Origin of the sequence: Rhodococcus cerastii, assembly GCF_033042195.1 — a bacterium.
In the GTDB taxonomy this organism is placed as follows: Bacteria; Actinomycetota; Actinomycetes; order Mycobacteriales; family Mycobacteriaceae; genus Rhodococcoides.
In genome coordinates this window covers 355,261-373,993 of record NZ_JAWLKF010000004.1, presented here as the reverse complement: position 1 = coordinate 373,993, position 18,733 = coordinate 355,261, and the positions used below count along the sequence as shown (strand labels likewise).

The 18,733-nt window shown below is 64.8% G+C and carries 21 protein-coding genes; 12 read left to right on the top strand and 9 right to left on the bottom strand.

The annotated features are described in order from the left end of the window. Positions 1-24: 24 nt before the first annotated feature. The 5 genes from R3P93_RS11095 (at position 25) to R3P93_RS11075 (ending at position 4,393) form a co-directional block, all read left to right on the top strand. Positions 25-1,410 carry a PPE domain-containing protein gene (locus R3P93_RS11095; RefSeq protein WP_317533026.1) on the top strand — a complete coding sequence of 462 codons (1,386 nt, stop codon included), beginning with the start codon at positions 25-27 and terminating at the stop codon, positions 1,408-1,410. 17 nt (positions 1,411-1,427) lie between these two features. Beyond that, positions 1,428-2,159, top strand: coding sequence for an ESX secretion-associated protein EspG (locus R3P93_RS11090; RefSeq protein ID WP_317533025.1), 732 nt, complete (start codon positions 1,428-1,430; stop codon positions 2,157-2,159). Between the two features lie 84 nt (positions 2,160-2,243). Then, complete coding sequence (locus R3P93_RS11085) at positions 2,244-2,843, top strand: DUF2975 domain-containing protein (protein ID WP_317533024.1); 600 nt, start codon at positions 2,244-2,246, stop codon at positions 2,841-2,843. Beyond that, complete coding sequence (locus tag R3P93_RS11080) at positions 2,843-3,070, top strand: helix-turn-helix domain-containing protein (RefSeq protein ID WP_068047485.1); 228 nt, start codon at positions 2,843-2,845, stop codon at positions 3,068-3,070. Before R3P93_RS11085 ends, R3P93_RS11080 begins: the two co-directional genes overlap by 1 nt. Before the next feature lie 90 nt (positions 3,071-3,160). Beyond that, complete coding sequence (locus tag R3P93_RS11075) at positions 3,161-4,393, top strand: TerD family protein (protein WP_317533023.1); 1,233 nt, start codon at positions 3,161-3,163, stop codon at positions 4,391-4,393. Here R3P93_RS11075 and R3P93_RS11070 read toward each other — a convergent pair. The 3 genes from R3P93_RS11070 to R3P93_RS11060 all read right to left on the bottom strand — a co-directional run bounded on the left by R3P93_RS11070 (position 4,368) and on the right by R3P93_RS11060 (position 9,174). Then, positions 4,368-5,819: a glycosyltransferase family 87 protein gene (locus R3P93_RS11070; RefSeq protein WP_317533081.1), complete on the bottom strand. Its 1,452-nt coding sequence runs from the start codon at positions 5,817-5,819 to the stop codon at positions 4,368-4,370. The genes R3P93_RS11075 and R3P93_RS11070 overlap by 26 nt on opposite strands. Positions 5,820-5,931: 112 nt before the next feature. After that, positions 5,932-8,040, bottom strand: a complete 2,109-nt coding sequence (locus tag R3P93_RS11065; RefSeq protein WP_317533080.1) for a transglycosylase domain-containing protein — start codon at positions 8,038-8,040, stop codon at positions 5,932-5,934. A 702-nt stretch (positions 8,041-8,742) separates the two neighbouring features. After that, complete coding sequence (locus R3P93_RS11060; RefSeq protein ID WP_170944655.1) at positions 8,743-9,174, bottom strand: DUF5318 domain-containing protein; 432 nt, start codon at positions 9,172-9,174, stop codon at positions 8,743-8,745. 191 nt (positions 9,175-9,365) lie between these two features. Between R3P93_RS11060 and R3P93_RS11055 the strand changes: the two genes are divergently transcribed. Beyond that, positions 9,366-9,896 carry a GNAT family N-acetyltransferase gene (locus tag R3P93_RS11055; RefSeq protein ID WP_317533022.1) on the top strand — a complete coding sequence of 177 codons (531 nt, stop codon included), beginning with the start codon at positions 9,366-9,368 and terminating at the stop codon, positions 9,894-9,896. A gap of 35 nt (positions 9,897-9,931) precedes the next feature. Here R3P93_RS11055 and R3P93_RS11050 read toward each other — a convergent pair whose 3' ends face one another. Then, entirely contained in the window at positions 9,932-10,339 is a 408-nt protein-coding gene (locus tag R3P93_RS11050) for a fatty acid desaturase family protein (RefSeq protein ID WP_094638365.1), read from the bottom strand. A 121-nt stretch (positions 10,340-10,460) separates the two neighbouring features. Between R3P93_RS11050 and R3P93_RS11045 the strand changes: the two genes are divergently transcribed. Then, positions 10,461-11,051, top strand: coding sequence for a PadR family transcriptional regulator (locus tag R3P93_RS11045; RefSeq protein WP_068047497.1), 591 nt, complete (start codon positions 10,461-10,463; stop codon positions 11,049-11,051). Further along, positions 11,044-12,126, top strand: a complete 1,083-nt coding sequence (locus tag R3P93_RS11040; RefSeq protein WP_032396939.1) for an inositol-3-phosphate synthase — start codon at positions 11,044-11,046, stop codon at positions 12,124-12,126. The genes R3P93_RS11045 and R3P93_RS11040 overlap by 8 nt, the downstream gene beginning before the upstream one ends. A 141-nt stretch (positions 12,127-12,267) precedes the next feature. On the opposite strand, the gene R3P93_RS11035 is transcribed toward R3P93_RS11040, so the two are convergent. Further along, positions 12,268-12,618, bottom strand: a complete 351-nt coding sequence (locus R3P93_RS11035; RefSeq protein WP_068047527.1) for a nuclear transport factor 2 family protein — start codon at positions 12,616-12,618, stop codon at positions 12,268-12,270. Positions 12,619-12,726: 108 nt separating this feature from the next. On the opposite strand from R3P93_RS11035, the gene R3P93_RS11030 reads away from it, so the two are divergent. From R3P93_RS11030 to R3P93_RS11015, 4 genes are all read left to right on the top strand, one after another. Further along, the gene (locus R3P93_RS11030) at positions 12,727-13,146 is read left to right on the top strand and encodes an MmcQ/YjbR family DNA-binding protein (RefSeq protein WP_306437681.1); all 420 of its coding nucleotides are present in this window, start codon (positions 12,727-12,729) and stop codon (positions 13,144-13,146) included. Next, positions 13,137-14,024, top strand: a complete 888-nt coding sequence (locus R3P93_RS11025) for a LysR family transcriptional regulator (protein WP_317533021.1) — start codon at positions 13,137-13,139, stop codon at positions 14,022-14,024. The genes R3P93_RS11030 and R3P93_RS11025 overlap by 10 nt, the downstream gene beginning before the upstream one ends. A gap of 88 nt (positions 14,025-14,112) precedes the next feature. Further along, a complete protein-coding gene (locus tag R3P93_RS11020; RefSeq protein ID WP_094668537.1) occupies positions 14,113-14,481 on the top strand; it encodes a DUF5313 family protein in 369 nt (122 codons plus the stop codon). Positions 14,482-14,528: 47 nt separating this feature from the next. After that, positions 14,529-15,254, top strand: a complete 726-nt coding sequence (locus tag R3P93_RS11015; RefSeq protein WP_317533020.1) for a peroxiredoxin — start codon at positions 14,529-14,531, stop codon at positions 15,252-15,254. Between the two features lie 3 nt (positions 15,255-15,257). On the opposite strand, the gene R3P93_RS11010 is transcribed toward R3P93_RS11015, so the two are convergent. Genes R3P93_RS11010 through R3P93_RS10995 form a run of 4 tightly spaced genes read right to left on the bottom strand, consistent with a single transcriptional unit; the run spans position 15,258 to position 18,587 of the window. After that, positions 15,258-15,431: a hypothetical protein gene (locus tag R3P93_RS11010; protein WP_317533019.1), complete on the bottom strand. Its 174-nt coding sequence runs from the start codon at positions 15,429-15,431 to the stop codon at positions 15,258-15,260. Beyond that, positions 15,428-16,249 carry a carbohydrate ABC transporter permease gene (locus R3P93_RS11005; protein ID WP_068047507.1) on the bottom strand — a complete coding sequence of 274 codons (822 nt, stop codon included), beginning with the start codon at positions 16,247-16,249 and terminating at the stop codon, positions 15,428-15,430. Before R3P93_RS11005 ends, R3P93_RS11010 begins: the two co-directional genes overlap by 4 nt. Then, entirely contained in the window at positions 16,246-17,292 is a 1,047-nt protein-coding gene (locus tag R3P93_RS11000; protein ID WP_317533018.1) for a carbohydrate ABC transporter permease, read from the bottom strand. The genes R3P93_RS11005 and R3P93_RS11000 overlap by 4 nt, the downstream gene beginning before the upstream one ends. Positions 17,293-17,306: 14 nt before the next feature. Continuing rightward, positions 17,307-18,587, bottom strand: a complete 1,281-nt coding sequence (locus tag R3P93_RS10995) for an ABC transporter substrate-binding protein (protein WP_094687298.1) — start codon at positions 18,585-18,587, stop codon at positions 17,307-17,309. Positions 18,588-18,733 lie beyond the last annotated feature (146 nt).

Here is an 18,733-nt window from a genome sequence, read left to right as displayed (position 1 = left end):
GCAGACGTAGGGCAAGGGGTGGGCATGACGGATCCGTACGAGGAACTCGCAGCGACGATCGACAACATCGTCACCAGTGCGTTCGTGACGCCGATCGGCCCCGAATTTCTCGGCTCCGTTCTGAATGCGGCATTCGAGAAGGCGAACGTGGCCCTCGACTACCGCGGCGAGTTCGAGCCGGCCGAAGTGGTCATCACGGAGGCGTTCGAGGTGATGCCGCACGAGCAGATCGTGACCATGGTGAAATCGCTGGGTACCGAGACCATCGGGGAATCGTCCAAGAACTGGAACGACTTGTCCGCTGCCGCGAACAGCGGATCCGACGGCTTCCGGTCCGGCATCGAGGCGGCCATGACGTCGGGCTGGTCGGGACCTACAGCCGACGCCGTCCGCGGCGGTGTGGGCGACTACGTCTCGTCTGCGAACGCGCTGTCCACCTCCATGAGTCTGATCAGCAACAAGTTGCTCGAGGCGCACTCCGGTTTCACGCAGACGAAGTCGAGGATGCCGCCGGTGGTTGCGGGAGCCGAAAACAGCTTGATCGATTCCCTGCTGCCCATTCCCTTCGCCGCGAAGGAGGTGGTGTCGGCCCGAGAGGAGCAGCAGGAGGAAGCACGGCGAATCATGCGCTCGGTCTACGTACCAGGGGTATTGCAGTCCGATTCCGAGGTCCCGGTGCTACCGGCAGCGCACAACCCGGTCGTTGACGGTGGCGGTTCCGACGGCAGCTGGGGACAGTTTGGTTCTGCCGGGGGCGGAGATGGGGGTATCGGGTCGACTTCGCCCGGCGGCTCCGGTGCCGAGGGTGGGGCTGACAGGGCAGCGCAGGCGCAGGCCGGCGGCACTGGGGCTGCCGAAGCGGGTCGGAGCGGTAGTGCTGCGTCGGAGCAGCCAGGGTCGAGCGGTTCGGGTTCCCTGCTTCCGGCCGACCACTCCGGTGAAACTCGTGCCGCAGCGGCTACCGGGCCGGGTGCTTCCGGCAGTGGTGCGGGTTCCGGGTTCGGCGCAGGTCCCGGCGGGGGGTTCGGCGGAACAGGACCGGGCGGCAGCGGCTTCGCAGGATCCAATGGTTCCAGCTACGGCGGCGGTGCGGGATACGGGTCCGGATCCGGAGGCAGTTCCGGTACCGGATCGGGTTACGGCGGCTCGATTCTCGGCTCTCCGATCGGCGGCGGCACGGGCGGGATCGGTGCGGGCGGCAGCGGTGCGGGCAGTGCAGCTGCGGCGTCGGCCGGCCGCGCGGGAGCACACGGCATGCCGGGAATGGGTGCCATGGGCGCAGCAGGCGCACGGGGAGCCGGCGACAACGACGGAGAGCACGCCGTTCCCGGCTACCTCGTCGATGTGAGCAACGGCAGCGAGCTGATCGGCGATCTACCCCTGGTCGCACCTCCGGTACTCGGCGGCTGACGGTGACGAAATGGACCATGCCCGGCATCGACTTCATGATGCTGTGCAGTCGATTCGGACGCGACCGACTGCCGTACCCCCTGGCGGTCACCATCGACGTCGAGACCGTCGACGAACTCCGACAGTTGCGGAGCGAGGCGTCGGCGAGGATCGACGCGATGATGGACGAGAAGCTCGGCGCAGCCGTTCGGACCGTCGTCGACCCGATCGTTCGCATCGAATGTCGCGGCGAGACAACCGATTCTCGTCACGACATCGTGCGCAGCCACGCGGCGATTCGCCACGACACTGCCGCGGTGCTCACTCGAGAGCCCGGGCCCGACGCCTCCTCCGGCGGTGTCGTCACCGTCGAACTGACCGGCCCGGCCCATGCCCCAGCCGTCGTTCTCGGATCCGTACCGAACATCGCTGCAGGCCGTCGACCGGCCGAGCGACTCGAACGCGTCACTGCTGCAACGACTTCGGGTGGGTCGCATCTGTCCACCGCAACCCGGGGTGCGACGGCGGACGAGCGGTTCCGGTCGTTCTTCGACCGCCCGCGGTCTGCAGTCGGCGAGATCATCGTCGCGCGCGGCCCGACCTACGACAACCGCCGCGACACCGATGCCGTCTCGTTCTTCTGGATGGACTTCGAACACGACGGCCGGTACATCGTCCACTCCGCGGAAACGATCGACATCGCGCCCGCCGATACTGCCGGCCTGGCGTCGGAGATCGGACGGCACGTGGCACTGGCGCTGAGGCGGTGAGGACGGCCCACTCTTGACACCGTATCGATTTTCGATAGGTTATCGATATTCGTTGTTATCGACTATCGATATGGAGGCGGCGGGATGGTATACGGAGTGGGCTCGGCACGGGCGAACAAATGGACGATGGCCTTCTATGCGGCGGCAGCTGTGATCTGGACCGGTCGGAAGATGTGGGAATACCGCTCCTCGGACCACGTCAGCGCAACCGTCACGCCTCTGGAGGAGTCGCCGACGCTCGACCTGTTCGGCGGACAGTTGCAGCCAGGCAACGTCATCGAGCTCAGTGTCCCCAAAAGCGACGTCCAGCGGCTCATCGGGATGATCGACTTCATGAGGTACGGCGAGATCGTGGCCGGCGGAATCCTCATCCTGGTGGGAATCTTCTTCGCGTACCGATTCTTCGACAATGTCATCAAGGAGACCCCGTTCAGCGTCGGTGCCAGCATCGACCTGGTCGTGGTTGCTGCCTGCCTGGTCCTGTACCCGGTCATCACCGGAGGGCTTCGGGTGATGAGTACCAACGCCATTCAGGCCGCACTCGAAACAACCGAGGTCACCGATACTGCACGAAGCTTCGGCTCGGTCTGGCTGGCCTTGATCGTCGCTCTGGTCCTGCAATTCGTCTACGCAGTTCTCCGGCAAGGCTCCAAGCTCGCTCGCGATGCCGATGGTCTGGTCTGATGGCGGAGGAATTCGTCGACCATCTCGTCGTCTGTCATCTGGGCGAGATTCTCGACGCCCGCGGTATGACTCTCGCGGAACTCTCCCGTCTCGCCGGGGTCAGCGTCGTCAATCTGTCGGTGCTCAAGAACGACCGCGCCAAGGCCATCCGATTCTCGACGCTCACCGCAGTCTGTCGCGTCCTCGGCTGCACACCCGGCGACCTGTTCACCCTCCGCGAGATCTGACGTCCGCCCGATCGCAGCCACACCAGTCGGACAAATCGAACAAGTACATTGGATGACGGTAACCAGCACTACGAGAGAGAGTCCATCACATTGTCTGCTCCGGCCGGTCAACCGTTGTCCAAGGGTCAGAACGGCCCCCTCACCGTCGGTGACGTCGTCGTCTCCATCTCGCTGGCCGTACCTGCGGACCTGTCCGCGCTACTGGTCACCGACGCCGGAATAGTACGCACCGACGCCGACTTCGTATTCTTCAACCAGCCCACCGGCCCCGGTGTTCGCCTCGAGCCCGGCCAGGGCGGACCGGCCCGGCTCGCCGTGTCGCTCGCGGCAGTGCCCGCCGACATCGAGCAGATCCGCGCGGTCATCACCCTCGACGACGCGTCGAGCAACTTCGGGCGATCCACCGCCCCCGTGGCGCGGGTGAGCGATACAGCCGGAAATGTGTTGTACGAGTACACAATCGATGGCCTCAGCTCGGAGTCCATCGTGATCGCGCTGGAGATCTACCGCCGTCAGGGAAGTTGGAAGGTGCGAGCCGTCGGGCAGGGCTACGCGGGCGGGTTCGCCGCCCTGGTGACCGATCACGGTGTGTCCGTGGACGACGCCCCTGCTCCGACACCTGCCGCACCGACACCTCCTCCCGCTCCCGTCACTCCACCGCCGCCCGCTGCCCCGCCGGCACCGCCCGCCGCCCCGGTCCCCACCGAGGCTCCGGAAGTCAGCCTCACCAAGTCCAAGCCCGTCAGCCTCACGAAGGGCCAGAAGGTCACCCTCCGCAAGGACGGCGGCGTGGCGCTGACGGTCATCCGGATGGGTCTCGGCTGGGACCCGGTGACCACTCCGAAGAAGGGCGGATTCTTCGGCGGCGGCGGCCGAGCTGCGAACATCGACCTGGACGCGTCGGCGATCATGCTCGCCGACCGCAACGTCAACGATGTCGTCTACTACGGGCAGCTCAATGCCAAGGACGGCTCGATCGTGCACCAGGGTGACAACCTCACCGGCGAAGGCGAGGGCGACGACGAGGTGATCGTGGTCGACCTGACGCGGGTACCCAAGCACGTGACCGGCATCATCTTCACGGTCACGTCGTACCGCGGTCAGACGTTCGAGCAGGTCGCGAACGCATTCTGCCGTCTCGTCGACAACACCACCAACACCGAACTGGCCCGCTTCACTCTGCAGGGCGGCATGCCGTTCACCGGTCTGGTGATGGCGAAGGTGTACCGCCAGGGCAGCGAATGGAAGCTCCAGGCCATCGGCGACGGTATCCAGGCCAAGCATGCCGGTGAAGCCGTCAAACAGCTCGGCCGCTATATGTGACCTTGCGGGCAGTAGTCGTCCGATCTGCAGCGCCGTCGAGCACGCCACCGAGCGGGTCGACGGCGCTGCCGTTTCGAATGAGATCCTCCGCCGGACGGTAGATCTGCCGAACGATCAACGCGCACAATCCGATCACGGCGACATCGCGCACCACGACGGTCGCGGTGAACCACTGTTCGGGTAGACCCTTGTTCTCCACACCCAGGTAGTAGTACATCCGCGGGAACCAGACGAAGGCGTCGATCGTCATCCACGCCAACAGGATTCGACGATGTGGCAACGCCAGTACGGCCAGCGGAACCAGCCACAGCGAGTACTGCGGACTCCACACCTTGTTGGTGAGCAGGAACCCGGCGACCACCAGGAACACCAGCTGCGCGAGCCGCGGCCGCGTCGGTGCCGTCGTGCCTATGTACGCGATCAGCGCACACACGATGGCGAACAACACGAGCGTCACGGCATTGAGAACCAACGGTTTGTCGCCCGGGTACAGGGGACCGTCGAAACCGGTCCAACCAGTGAACGAGGTGACGACGTTGTACAGCGAATCCGGGTCCGCACCACGCTCGGAATTGAGCCGGAAGAACTCGTACCATCCCGACGGATACAGCAGCGCCAGTGGAAGATTGACCGCCAACCAGGCACCGATCGCCGCACCGGCGGCGATGCCCCACTCGCGCATCTTCCCGGTGCGCCAGCACAGCACCAGCAGCGGACCGAGGAACAGCAGGGGATAGAGCTTGGTGGCACCGCCGAGACCGATCAGAACTCCGGCCAGTACCGGCTTCTTCTTGGCCCATGCCAGCAACCCAGTGAGCGCGAAAGCCGTTGCGAGAGCGTCGAAATTGGTGAATCCGTGCACGATCACCAGGGGCGAGACCGCCACGAGGGCAGCGTCCCAGATGCGGCGTCCGGCGGCTATTGCGGTGGCCCATACGGTGACCAACCAGGCGACGGCCAATCCCAGGGCAACCACGTTGAAGTAGACGACGACCGGCAACGCCTGCGGCAGGAAACTCAGTGAGTTCCATGCCTTTCCGACGACCATCGACCCGTACTGGTAGAGCCCGGCGAGCACCGGGTACTCCATGTACCGAATCTGACTCGACCCGTCGGCCTTGGTCTCTTCCCAGGACTTCTTGTACGGGAACGCACCTTGATCGAGTCGCTCCGCCCCGTACAGCGGCACGGTATCGGAGTAACACATCGCCACGTACTGACGACTGCCACTCCAATCGAGTCCGAGCTCACCGCCCGGTCCCACCGGTGCCTGCTGGATACACGCGGCCTTGGCGAACCAACCGAAGCAGAGAAAGACCACCGCGAGCAGCAGAATCACCCGGAGCGCAGTGAACCAGCGCTGCCGTCCGATGACCGCGTGCTTGCCGACCGGACCGCCGATGACCGAGGACAATTCCTCGGTCATCGGATCGGTACGACTGGGTAGATCGCGGTCCGCAGCGCTCGCCGAATCGAGGCGACCGGGGCTCGCCACGGCTCGACCCTTGCGGTCGGGTTCGGTCGTCACCGCCGCGTCGCTACTGCCCGGGCGCTGCCGGTTCGGGCGCTGCCGGTTCAGGTGCCGCCGGTTCGGGTTCCGCGGGCTGCGCCGGTGCCAGTCCGGGAAGCGGGATGGTCACGCCGGGCAGAATCTCGACCTGCCGCGGAGTGATGACTACCGGCGGCGAGATCTCCGTCGGAATCGGCAGGGTCACCTGCGGCGGAGCTGTCGATGGTGCCACCGTCGTCGCCGGAGCGGGTGCCGAGTACTGCGGCACACCGGCCTGACCCGCGATGGCCTCGGGCGTCGGGAAGGTCTCGTTCGAGGTGCCGTCCAACGTGCCGTCCATCGTGTCTTTCCAGATGTCCGACGGTAGGCCCGATCCGTAGATCGGTCCGCCGTAACTGTTCTCGAGCGGCAGACCCTGCTCGGTGCCCACCCAGACGGCAGTGGACAGCGACGGCGTGTAGCCGACCATCCAGGCATCCTTGTTCTGACCGGTGTCTCCGAGCTGAGCGGTACCGGTCTTGGCTGCCGACTGGCGACCGCCGGCGAGGTTGTGACCGTTGGAGTAGCCGGCGATCGGACGCATCGCCGAGGTCACGTTGTCCGCAACCGCAGCCGAGACGACCTGCTGGCCGGCTTCGGGAGCCCGGTCGAGCAGCACGGTGCCGTCGGCGGTGACGACCTTCTGCACGAAGTGCGGAGTGTGATAAACGCCGGACGCAGCCAATGTCGCGTAGGCCGAAGCCATGTCGATGACGCGAGACTGGTACTGGCCGAGCACGACTCCGTAGTTGGGGCCCGCGTTGTCGGGCTCGGTGAGGGTGGGTCCGACGCCCTCGATCTCCTGCGGGATGCCGAGCGTGTGTGCCATGTCCGCGATGGCCTGCGGACCGTTGTCCATGCTGAGCATCATCCGGTAGAAGCTGGTGTTCAGTGAACGCTTCAGCGCCTCGGCGATGGTGCACGTTCCACAGGAAGCGCCCTCGACATTGCTGATCTCGATGCCGTTGACGTCGAGCGGGGAGCTGTCGTACATCTTCGACAGCGGAATGCCCTGATCCAGCGCGGCGGCAAGACCGAACACCTTGAACGAGGATCCGGTCTGCAAGCCGGACTGGGCGAAGTCGAATCCTCGACCGTCCGCACCGCCGTAGTACGAGCGAACCGCGCCGGTGCGTGGATCGATCGACACCGACGCCGTCCGCAGCTCCGAGGGCTCGCCCTCCATGTTGCTGTTCACGGCCTCGACCGCGGCCGCCTGGGCGTTCGGGTCGATGGTCGTGGTGATCTGCAACCCCTCGGTATTGAGGTCCTGGTCACTGATACCCACCGCCGACAGCTCTCGCAGCACCTGGGCCTTGATCAAGCCGTCCGGCCCGGCATCCTGAGCATCGCCGGTATCGACCTGCGCGCTCGGGACCACCGCCGGGAACGTCATCGACGCCCGCTGGGTCGCATCGAGCTGACCCTGGGAGACCATGCCGTCGAGCACGTAGTCCCAACGCGCTTGCGCGCCGGTGGGGTTGAACTCGGGATCGAGATTGGAGGGTTGCTGGATGACGGAGGCGAGAACGGCACCCTCCTCCACCGACAGCTGGTCGACGGACTTGCCGAAGTACGCCGTCGACGCGGCGGCGATGCCGTAGGCACCGCGACCGAAGTAGATGGTGTTCAGGTACGCCGCAAGAATGTCGTCCTTGGACCACTGCCGCGCCATCTTCGAGGAGATGACGAGCTCACGCATCTTTCGGGTCAGCGTCCGATCGTTACCGACCAGCGCGTTCTTGACGTACTGCTGGGTGATGGTCGAGCCACCGCCGGCACTGTCGCGTCCGAGCACGTTGTCACGCAGAGCCCGGCCGAAACCGGTCACCGAGAATCCCGGATTGGAATAGAAGTCGCGATCCTCGGCCGAGAGAACGGCGTTGCGCACGTGCTCCGGGATCTGATCGATCGTCACGTCGGTGCGGTTGCCCTCGGGTGGCACCACCTTGCCGAGCACACTCGAGCCGTCGGCCGCGAAGATCGTGGCGACCTGGTTGGTTCTGATGTCGCCGGGACGCGGCACGTCCTCGACGGTGTACGCCACCATGAACGCCAGGATCGGCACGATCAGACCCAGGGCGATCAACGCATACATCGTGCGTCGAACGACCCGCCACTTGGACTTCTTCTTCGTTTTCGCGGCGGGACCTCTTTCGGGCGGCTCGGGCGGTTCGCTGCCCGAGGAGAGAACTGATGGATCGTTCGGTTCGTGGGGTGGTGGCACAGCACCGGACCGAGTCACGCCCGTCGGGGCAGCGGATCGAACAGGAGGCGCGATGGGCGGCTCTCCGTACCGACGTTCGCCGTAGGGACGCTCGCCCGCGGGACGTCCACTCACCGGATCCACCGGCGGCCTGCCCTGAACGGGCCGGCCCTGCGGGGGCACGGGAGGACGGCCCTGCGGCGGCATCGGACGCTGCCCGGGAGGAGGACCCGGACGCTGACCGGGAGGAGGCATCGGAGGACGGCCCTGCGGCGGCATCGGACGCTGCCCGGGAGGAGGTCCCGGACGCTGGCCGGGAGGGGGTACCGGTCGCTGGCCGGGCGGAGGCATCGGGGGACGGCCCTGCGGCGGCATCGGACGCTGGCCGGGAGGGGGTACCGGGCGACGCCCGGGTGGGTCGGAATGCCGGCTGCCGCGCGGCGGCCCGGGCACGTCGGGACGCCGTCCGGAGTCGCTACGGCCCGGTTCGTTGCTACCCGGATTGTTGTCGTAGGGGGAACTCACGTACGAATCTCCAGTAATTTCGGCGGCCGCGTCGAATTCTCGGTGGATGGGATCAGCTGAGCGATTGTGTCACTCACTCGCTGTTCGACGGTTCGGTTGACGGGAACCCGATCGCGGACGACGGGGTTGCTTGGGCGCGGGGACGGCCCCGAGGACATAGGACTGGACGAGGTGGTTCCAACTGCACGACCTACACACCTCGACCACGTGGACCGAGAACTCCTCCTGGGTCGCCGCGAGACGGACGAGTTCGTCCGCCGTTCTCGCCGACCCGGACAGTGCCCCGAGCTTCTCACCGAACACCCAGGACACCAGCGTGAGCTGCTCCTTGCGGCAGATGGGGCACACCACATCGCTGCCACGTCCGTGGAACTTGGCGGCGCGAAGAAGGTACGGATCCGCATCACAGACCGCTGCGACGCCCGTCCTTCCGGAGTACACCTCGGCCAGCAGCGACCGACGCTGAAGGGCGTAGTCCACCACCTGTCGCTGAAGTCGCACGAGGACCAGAGTACGTGCGGCCCCTCCGATGCGGACCTGCGAACCCCGCCTCGACGGCGAGCAGGGCCCATTTCGGCCCTCGGAAACTCCGCTCCACCTGTGCCGACGCGGTCTGCCCCTCGACGCAGGCGAGAGACGCAGATCGCACCGACGTCGATTCGGTGTGAGCTCCGGTCCCTACACTTGCTCGCATGTCGGCCACATCGGGAATCCACGTGCGCCCCCGACGACACGGCGACCTGACCACTCTCCTGCCCATCCTGCAACGTGCGCACGAATTACACCGTTATCCCGTGCGCGCAGCGGCGGTGCGAGCCGACTGGCTTGCCCCACCGAACGAACTCGCGGCCTGGGTGGCCGAGTCCGACGACGACGTCGTCGGCCATGTCGCGCTGCACTCGACGGCAGCACCGGGAACCGATCCCGGCGCGGACGACGCAAGCGCGCAGTGGCGGCGAGCAACGGGGGTGGCTGCTGATCGACTCGCTGTGGTGTCGCGCTTGGTCACCGACGGTTCCGTACCGGGCAGTGGAACGACTCTGCTTGCACACGCGATCGATACTGCGCGCGATGCAGGGCGCGTGGCGGTTCTGCTCGTCGAGCCGAGTAGCGCCGCCCTCGGCTTCTACCGCAGGCGAGGGTGGCAACAGATCGGGACGTCTGCGCAGCAGTGGGGCGAGTATCGAGTCGATGCCGTGCTGATGGTGGCACCGTCTCGCTGAGCCGACTGGCCACGTGCACGTTCACCCGCGCTCGGTCACGCCGACAGTGCAAAAAACGCACACACCACTGCACCGCAGAGACGTACGCGGTCCGCCGATCGCAGCCGACTCATCAGGTGTTCGTTGCGTCCCGCACGCCCCAGTTCGCCATGGGTGGGGGCAGCCACGAAGGCAGTCGCCGACGCCGAGACCGCCGCGCCGCCGATGCTCGTCAAGACAACCGCATCGATCGGCCCGGACACCAACACCCACAGACACGCAGCAGCGAGCAGTCCGTAGACCGGCCCGACGACGAGGGTTATCCGACGCGAGTGCGCGTCGTGGGCACGCGACCAGTCTTCGTCCGGAACCTCCGCCAGCGCCGGATAGACGACGCCGGTCACCACCATCTGAAAGCCCAGGTGGAGGGCCGCGGCGGCGAGAAGCGCGTCGACCGGGGTCATGTGTCGCACGATACGTGCACGGCCGAGTTGTCAGAATATGTATCGGCGCGATACATTCTTCGATAGTGCGGTCAATCGCATCGTCATGATGTGATCGTTGGATTCGAGAAGGGGGAGTTGCATGCTCGAGCTCGCAATTCTCGGACTGCTTCTCGAATCACCCATGCACGGTTACGAGCTCCGCAAGCGGCTGACCGGCCTGCTCGGAGCTTTTCGAGCGTTTTCGTACGGATCGCTGTACCCGGCACTCCGTCGACTACAAACCGACGGTCTCATCGCCGAGGACGCCGGTCCCGACTTGCTCGTGAAGAGACGAGCAAAACGGGTGTATCAGCTCACCCCGCTCGGCAGGGAACGATTTGCCGAACTGGTGGCCGACACCGGACCGCAGAACTACACCGACGACGGATTCGGCGTACATCTTGCCTTCTTCAGTCGGACTCCCGCGGAAGCTCGAGTCCGCATTCTCGAAGGCAGACGTCGCCAGGTCGAGGAGCGCCGAGAAGGCCTCCGCGACGCTGTGGCCAAGGCGAACGGGACACTCGACCGCTACACCCGGCAGCTACATCAGCTCGGTCTCGAATCGAGCGAACGCGAGGTGCGCTGGCTCAACGAAGTCATCGCAGCCGAGCAGGCCGACCCCAACCCAGCACCGTCCCGCACAGCACCAAACAGGACAGTCAAGACAGAAGGAGAACCCGACCATGGGTGAGAACAACAACGCAATCCGCGTGGCCATTGTGGGTGTGGGCAACTGCGCCTCATCCCTGGTCCAGGGTGTCGAGTACTACAAGGACGCGGACGAGAACGCCACCGTCCCCGGCCTCATGCACGTCATGTTCGGCAAGTACCACGTCCGCGACGTCGAGTTCGTCGCCGCGTTCGACGTGGACGCCAAGAAGGTCGGCTTCGATCTCTCCGAGGCCATCTTCTCCAGCGAGAACAACACCATCAAGATCGCCGACGTACCCCCGAAGGACGTCCACGTCCTGCGCGGACCGACCCTCGACGGCCTCGGCAAGTACTACCGCGAGACCATCACCGAGGCCGACGGCGACGCCGTCGACGTAGCGCAGGCCCTGCGCGACGCCAAGGTGGACGTGCTCGTGTCCTACCTCCCCGTCGGATCCGAAGAAGCCGATAAGTTCTACGCACAGGCCGCCATCGACGCAGGCGTCGCCTTCGTCAACGCGCTACCCGTCTTCATCGCCTCGGACCCCGTCTGGGCCAAGAAGTTCGAGGACGCAGGCGTCCCCATCGTCGGCGACGACATCAAGAGCCAGGTCGGTGCCACCATCACCCACCGCGTCATGGCCAAGCTCTTCGAAGACCGCGGCGTGCAGCTCGACCGCACCATGCAGCTCAACGTCGGCGGCAACATGGACTTCCTCAACATGCTCGAGCGCACCCGCCTCGAGTCGAAGAAGATCTCCAAGACCCAGGCCGTCACGTCGAACCTGCAGAAGGAATTCAACGCCAAGGACGTCCACATCGGACCGTCCGACCACGTCGGCTGGCTCGACGACCGCAAGTGGGCCTACGTCCGCCTCGAAGGCCGCGCCTTCGGTGACGTTCCCCTGAGCCTTGAGTACAAGCTCGAAGTATGGGACTCGCCCAACTCCGCAGGCGTCATCATCGACGCAGTCCGCGCCGCGAAAATCGCCAAGGACCGCGGAATCGGTGGACCGGTCATCCCGGCTTCGGCCTACCTGATGAAGAGCCCCCCGAAGCAGCTGGCCGACGACGTCGCCCGCGAGCAGCTGGAAGCGTTCATCATCGACGCATAAATGCCTGCGACAGTGGTGTGACTGAGTGCCCGCGACGGCACTCATCCGCGCCACTGCCCCCGCCCGCCGGTCCACTCGATGTGACATTGACCCCCGAAAAGGTCACTGAATGTCACATCGAGTGGACCGGTGGGCGTTCGTCTATCCGGCCGCGGTGATTTCTCGTGGATCGAATGTCACCCGGATTTCCCTGATTGTTCCGTCCTCGATTCGCTGCCAATTGGCGGTGCTTGCCGGGGAGGCGATCGACGTGTGCAGATCGAACCACGTCAGTACGTTGGGGCCGTCCACGAAGACGTGGGTGATATCGATGTCGGTGACGATCTCCGACATTCCTTTCAATCCCGCCACACATTCCGCGCCGTTGGCCGCTGTGCCCAGTGGTCCCCGGAATGTCGCGTCCTCGTGCAGGATCGACGCCAGGGTGTCGAAATCTTTGCTTTTCCAGGCCTCGAAGTAGGTTGCGGCAACTTCTTTCGGTGTCCGTGTCATGACCTCGAGTCTCGAGCGCACCGGGTCAGAAGTCCAACAGTTGCTTCCGATGACCATCAGAAGTTCTACTCATAGCCGCAGCTGAAGCTAGCGCGCTATCGTGTGCTGGTGGCCATCGATCCCACGTCCAAGCATCCGGTCCTCGAACGCGTCCGCGCGCTGGCCTTCGCCTATCCCGAGGTGTCCGAGAAGATCTCCCACGGACGGCCTACCTTCCGCACGTCCTCGGTCTTCGTGTACTTCGGCGGTGGCGTCAAAGGCGGCGACCAACACGACCTCTCGATCCTGGTCAAATGCGAGAGCGCCGAGGAACAGCGTGCCTGCGAGCTCGAACCCCGGTACTTCCACCCCGCCTACCTCGGACCGGCCGGCTGGGTGGGATTCGACCTCTCCGACGCCGACGACGACGTCTGGGCCGAGGCCGCCGAACTGATCGACTGCAGCTACCGCGTGACTGCCCCGAAGCGCAACGTCGCCAGACTCGATGCCGGTGAGGGTCCGAATCTGGATGTTCAGCAGTGGAACTGAGGCAGCTGGAGTACTTCGTCGCCGTGGCCGAGGAAGCGAACTTCACCCGCGCCGCTGCCCGAGTTCACATCAGCCAATCCGGCGTCAGCGCCCAGATCCGCGCGCTCGAACGAGAACTCGGTGCCGAATTGATCGACAGATCCGGCGGTACAGCAACATTGACCACCGCAGGCCAGGCCGCGCTGGCACACGCCCGTGCGACTCTGGCCGCCGCCGACTCGGTTCGGCAATCCGTCGACGATGTTGCCGGACTTCTACGTGGATCCGTCCGGATCGGCATGGTGACCGCGTGCACCGTCCCACAACTGTTCGACGCGTTGGCCCGCTTCCGTTCGGCGTATCCCGGCGTCGAACTTGCTCTGCAGGAGGGGAATTCGGATCGTCTGGTAGCCGATGTGCGCTCAGGGGAACTGGATCTCGCACTGGTCGGCGTCGCGGCTCGGGCCCCCGACGGACTGGAATCGATGGTGATCATCGAGGAACGAATCTGCGCGGCCGTGTCACCGAACCATCCGTTGGCATCGCTCGAGCGGGCGACGTTGGCTCAGGTGAATCACTACCCGGTCGTCTCGCTTCCCGTGGGTACCGGAGTGCGGGCGGTGTTCGACCGTGACTGCGCCGGAGCGGGGCTGCCGCCGTCGATCCCGTTGCAGGCCAGCGCTCCCGACGCAGTCGCCGACCTCGCTGCACGCGGCCTAGGGGTGGCAATTCTGAGCGCATCGATGCTCGATACCTACGGCGATCGACTGACTGTGGTGGAGCTGGCGGACTCGACCACAGCAGCGCTGTTGGCTCTCGTCTGGACCCCGAAACCGAACGCCGCGTCGGCGAGGTTCGTCTCGATGACGCTGGATGCCTACGGTTCCACCGCGATCTGAACCGGATCGATAACCGGAGTCGTTCGGCGCACAGGTCGGGACTTCCTACCCCAGTGCCGGGCGCACCTGCGAACCTACGGTCGAAGACATGAAAACTCCCACCTTCGGTCAGCGTCTTCGCTACGACGTCGGCGGCGTCCTCCCGGACGACCTACGGGATTGGGTCCTCCACGACCTGACCGGACGTGGATCCACTCCGCGCTATCTGGCCCGATTCCTCGTTCCACTGGCCGCCGTGCTCTTGCTGTTCCTCCTGTTTCCAGGGCCGAACTGGATTGCGGGTCTGATGATGATGCTGATCTTCGTCCCGGTCGTCTACTTCGCCTCCGCACTGCATCTGATCTATCGCGCGTTCCGGCTCGGGCAACACGGGATCGACGCAGCCTCGATTCCACGCGCTACGCCCAGTGCGGAACGCGACCGCAGAACCTACGAGGCCAACTACAGGCACCCGTGACCACCACACCCGATATTCGAACGAAAACAGCACAGGACGAGGCAACCATGACCAGCACCCAGACAGAGCCCGCGACCGATGTCGGAAAGCCACGAATCGGAGACCGCGCGCCGTCGTTCACTGCAGTCACCACGCAAGGGCCCATCGATTTTCCCGCCGACTACCGCGGAAAATGGGTAATTTTCTTCTCGCACCCCGCAGATTTCACACCCGTCTGCACCAGTGAGTTCATCACCTTTGCCTCGATGGCAAACGAATTGCGTGACTACAACACCGAATTGGTCGGCCTGTCGATCGATGGTCTGTACAGCCATATAGCGTGGTTGCGCACGATCAAGGACAAGATCAGTTTCAACGGGATGTCCGGTGTCGAGGTCGAATTCCCTCTGGTCGAGGACATCTCGATGGACATCGCCCGGGCGTACGGCATGATCATGCCCGGCGAGAGCTCGTCGAAGGCAGTGCGGGCGGTGTTCGTCGTGGACCCGAAGAGTGTGGTGCGCGCAGTCATCTACTACCCGCTGAGCACCGGTCGGAACTTCGACGAGATCCTGCGTCTGATCAAGGCACTGCAGACCGCAGACGCATTCGACGTTGCGACGCCGGCAGATTGGCGCCCGGGCGACCCGGTCATCGTGCCACCGGCCGGTTCGTGCGGTACTGCCGCGGACCGAATGGACGGTACCGATTCCGACGTGGAATGCCAGGATTGGTTCTTCTGCACACGGTCGATCAGTGCAGAAGACATCGAAGGTGCCATCCGCGCACGCTGAGAGTCAGCGAATCTTCTTGACGGTGAACCACAGTGCGACAAGCAGACCCAGCAGCGCCAGCGACGGCGGTACGCCGGGATCACCTCCGATGATCCCGGCGACAGCGAACCCGAGCGCCACCAGCGCGAAGAATCCCAGAATGCCCGCCAGCAGCTGCAGATGATCCTGTGCCGTCACGACTTGACGCCGCCTGCGGTCAAGCCCGAGATGATGCGGCGTTGGAACAGCAGCACCATGATCACCAGCGGGATGGCCACGATGGTCCCGGCGGCCATGATTGCCGCATACGGCACCACGAGCGGATCGTTGCCGGTGAACCGCGCGATGGCCACGGTCACCGGCTCGGTGCTGTCACTCGAGAGCTGACTCGCCAGCAGGTACTCGTTCACCGCTGCGATGAACGCGAGGATGGCGGTGGTGAACAGGGCAGGTGCGGCAAGTGGAAGCATCACCAATCGGAAGGCCTGGAAGCGTCCGGCGCCGTCGATCCGGGCGGCTTCTTCGAGCTCCCAGGGCAATTCGGCGAAGAACGCCGCCAGCGTGTAGATCGTCAATGGCAGTACGAACGAGATGTTCGGGATGATCATGGCCTGATAGCTGCCGATCCACCCGATGTTGGTGAAGAACTGGAACAGCGGGGTGACCAGCGCGACGACCGGGAACATCGAGGCACCCAGGATGATGCCCGTCACCACGTATTTGAAGCGAAAGTCGATGCGCGAGAGTGCATATGCAGTGAAGATGCCGATGGTCAGTGCGATCAGCGTGGTCGCGCCGCCGACGATGAGGCTGTTGCCCACCGCCCGCAGAAAGTTGTTGCCGTTCGCGGTCGACAGGGCATTTTCGAAATTTTCCCACGTGACATGCGTCGGCCACGGCGTCGTGTCGAAGGTGTAGCGCGGGTCGCGGAACGCGGTGACGACCATCCAGTAGAACGGTGCCAGCCCCCAGACGAGAATGACGACGACGCCGAGATAGATGCGGGCCTGCTTCATCGGCCGGCCCCCTTACGCTGAGTGTCCTGCGTGGCAACGGCATTGGCACCGAGGAACTTGACCAAAATGAACGCCACTACGAAGATCATGACGAACGAGATGGTCGACAGTGCCGCAGCGCTGTTGAATCCCTGCCGGATCTGCTCCACCACCAGGATCGAGATGGTTCGCGTGGCGGGATTGCCTTCGGTGAGGATGGCGGGAAGGTCGTACATCCGCAGCGCGTCCATGGTGCGGAACAGAATTGCGACCATCAGCGCGGGCTTGACCAGTGGCAGCGTGATCTTGGTGAAACGCTGCCACGCCGACGCGCCGTCGACGCGAGCTGCCTCGTAGACGTCCGCCGGGATCATCTGTAGCCCGGCCAGGATCAGCAGCGCCATGAACGGCGTCGTCTTCCAGACATCGGCGATGATGACCGCGAAACGCGCCGGCCACGCGTCACCGGTCCACAGAATGTTCGTTCCCAGAATGCGATTGGCGATACCGTCGTACGCGAAGATGAAGTACCAGAGCTTGGCCGTCACCGCCGTCGGGATGGCCCACGGGATCAGGATCGCGGCGCGCAGCAGGGCCCGTCCGGCGAAGGTCTTGCCCATGATCACGGCCATGGCGAAGCCGATGAGCACCTCGATGGACACCGTCACGACGGTGAAGAACGCGGTGTTGCCGACCGCGCCCCAGAACTGAGAACCGAGAGTTCCCGGCGGGCAGGGCACCAGCGTGCCCGACGCCGACGTGCATTGCTGCAGTATCCAATGCGTGTAGTTGGCGAAACCCGCAGAGCCGCCGGAGACGAACATGCCGGTGGCCGGATCGAGACCGGGATCCTTGGAGAACGACATCACCAGAGCTCGAACGACCGGGTAGACGATGACGATCGCGAGGATCACCAGCGTCGGTGCGATCAGCAGCCAGGCCCGACCAGGCGTCAGCCCGAAGCGCTTGTTCTTGGACCGCACATGCCGACCGCGGCCGGGGGACGAGCCCCCGGCCGCGGTGGTTGCGCCGGCCCCACTGGTCACACCAGCAGGTACAGCCATTGGTTCTCCCGAAATCAGTTGGCGCCGGCGGTTTCGATGCCGGCCTGCATGTCCGTGATCGCCTGGTCGACGTTCTTCTCACCCTTGATCGCGGCAGACACGTTGTCCTGCACGGCCTTCGATACGGCCGGGTAGAACGGGGTCACGGGACGCGGAACTGCATTCTCGATGGATTCCTTCAGTGCGGGAAGGTACGGCATCGCGGCGATCAGTGCGGGGTCGTCGTACAGCGATGCAAGCACGGGCGGCAGTGCACCCTCGGCGATGATGCGCTGAGCCTGCTCGCCCTGCAGGAATCGCAGGAAGTCGGCAGCGGTGGCCTTGTTCTCGGAGTACGCGCTGATCGCGGCGTTGTATCCGCCGAGCGTCGAGGTGCCGACTCCGGTGACTCCGGGAAGCGGTGCGACCGAGTACTTTCCGGCCACAGTCGATCCTTCCTCGGCCGCGGTGCCGTAGACGTACGGCCAGTTGCGCAGGAACAAGGTCTGACCGTCCTGGAATGCCTGCTGGCTCTCGGACTCCTTGAACGTGGTGTCCTGAGCGGGAATGACGCCGGTCTCGAACGCGGTGACGAGGGTCTGCAGTCCTGCCCTCGCCTCCGGGCTGTCGACGGTGGGGGTCTTGCCGTCCTCGGCCACGATGGATCCGCCGTGCGCATTGATGATCTCCGACGCGTTGGCCGTCAGACCTTCGTACGGGGCGAATTGCCCGGCGTAGCAGTCGATGTTGTTGTCCCGGGCGACCTGGCAGTCCTCGGTGAGCTCGGCCCAGGTGGTGGGCGCCTCGGGGAGCAGATCACTGCGGTAGTAGAGCAGTCCACCGTTGGTGTTCTTCGGTGCGGCGTACTGCGTGCCGTTGTAGGTCGCGCTGGCGACGGTTGCGGGCAGAACGCCTCCGTTGTCGAGCGCGAATTCGCCCTCGAGCGGCACGAGCCAGCCCTTGGCCGCGAACTCGGCGGTCCAGACGACGTCGAGTGCCATCACGTCGTAGTCGCTCTGCTGAGCCTGCAGCTGCTGGACGAAGTCGTCGTGGGCCTGATCGGCGTCGGCGGACTGCTCCTTGAAGGTGACCTGCTCGTCGGGGTGGCTGGAGTTCCACTCCGAGATGATCTGCTGGACGACACCGGTCTCGGTGGTGTCCTGGCCCTCTACATAGGTGATAGGTCCACGGCCGTCGGCATTTTCGGATGCAGCACCCGAATCGCCGCCCGAACCGCTGTCGCTCGAACATCCGGTGAGCGTCAGCAGCGTGGCTGCCGTTGCAACCACCGCCACCTTCGTGATCAAAGACGCCATTGTTCTCTCCACTTACTTCTACGCGGTGGTATGTGCCCGGAGATGGGCACGCAGAATCTCGCTGTGATGCTCCCCCCGACACATATGTCGATGGGTACTGTGGCACACATCGCACCGCGCAGTGGTCGTTATCGCGTTCCTGAATC

What these genes read in the sequence shown, in the direction of transcription:
- R3P93_RS11080 (WP_068047485.1), top strand. Translation starts at nt 2,843, where the DNA reads ATGGCGGAGGAATTCGTCGACCATCTCGTCGTCTGTCATCTGGGCGAG.
- R3P93_RS11015 (WP_317533020.1), top strand. Translation starts at nt 14,529, where the DNA reads ATGACCAGCACCCAGACAGAGCCCGCGACCGATGTCGGAAAGCCACGA.
- R3P93_RS11055 (WP_317533022.1), top strand. Translation starts at nt 9,366, where the DNA reads ATGTCGGCCACATCGGGAATCCACGTGCGCCCCCGACGACACGGCGAC.
- R3P93_RS11085 (WP_317533024.1), top strand. Translation starts at nt 2,244, where the DNA reads ATGGTATACGGAGTGGGCTCGGCACGGGCGAACAAATGGACGATGGCC.
- R3P93_RS11050 (WP_094638365.1), bottom strand. Translation starts at nt 10,339, where the DNA reads ATGACCCCGGTCGACGCGCTTCTCGCCGCCGCGGCCCTCCACCTGGGC.
- R3P93_RS11090 (WP_317533025.1), top strand. Translation starts at nt 1,428, where the DNA reads ATGCCCGGCATCGACTTCATGATGCTGTGCAGTCGATTCGGACGCGAC.
- R3P93_RS11000 (WP_317533018.1), bottom strand. Translation starts at nt 17,292, where the DNA reads ATGGCTGTACCTGCTGGTGTGACCAGTGGGGCCGGCGCAACCACCGCG.
- R3P93_RS11040 (WP_032396939.1), top strand. Translation starts at nt 11,044, where the DNA reads ATGGGTGAGAACAACAACGCAATCCGCGTGGCCATTGTGGGTGTGGGC.
- R3P93_RS10995 (WP_094687298.1), bottom strand. Translation starts at nt 18,587, where the DNA reads ATGGCGTCTTTGATCACGAAGGTGGCGGTGGTTGCAACGGCAGCCACG.
- R3P93_RS11065 (WP_317533080.1), bottom strand. Translation starts at nt 8,040, where the DNA reads ATGTATGCGTTGATCGCCCTGGGTCTGATCGTGCCGATCCTGGCGTTC.
- R3P93_RS11070 (WP_317533081.1), bottom strand. Translation starts at nt 5,819, where the DNA reads ATGACCGAGGAATTGTCCTCGGTCATCGGCGGTCCGGTCGGCAAGCAC.
- R3P93_RS11035 (WP_068047527.1), bottom strand. Translation starts at nt 12,618, where the DNA reads ATGACACGGACACCGAAAGAAGTTGCCGCAACCTACTTCGAGGCCTGG.
- R3P93_RS11045 (WP_068047497.1), top strand. Translation starts at nt 10,461, where the DNA reads ATGCTCGAGCTCGCAATTCTCGGACTGCTTCTCGAATCACCCATGCAC.
- R3P93_RS11020 (WP_094668537.1), top strand. Translation starts at nt 14,113, where the DNA reads ATGAAAACTCCCACCTTCGGTCAGCGTCTTCGCTACGACGTCGGCGGC.
- R3P93_RS11005 (WP_068047507.1), bottom strand. Translation starts at nt 16,249, where the DNA reads ATGAAGCAGGCCCGCATCTATCTCGGCGTCGTCGTCATTCTCGTCTGG.
- R3P93_RS11095 (WP_317533026.1), top strand. Translation starts at nt 25, where the DNA reads ATGACGGATCCGTACGAGGAACTCGCAGCGACGATCGACAACATCGTC.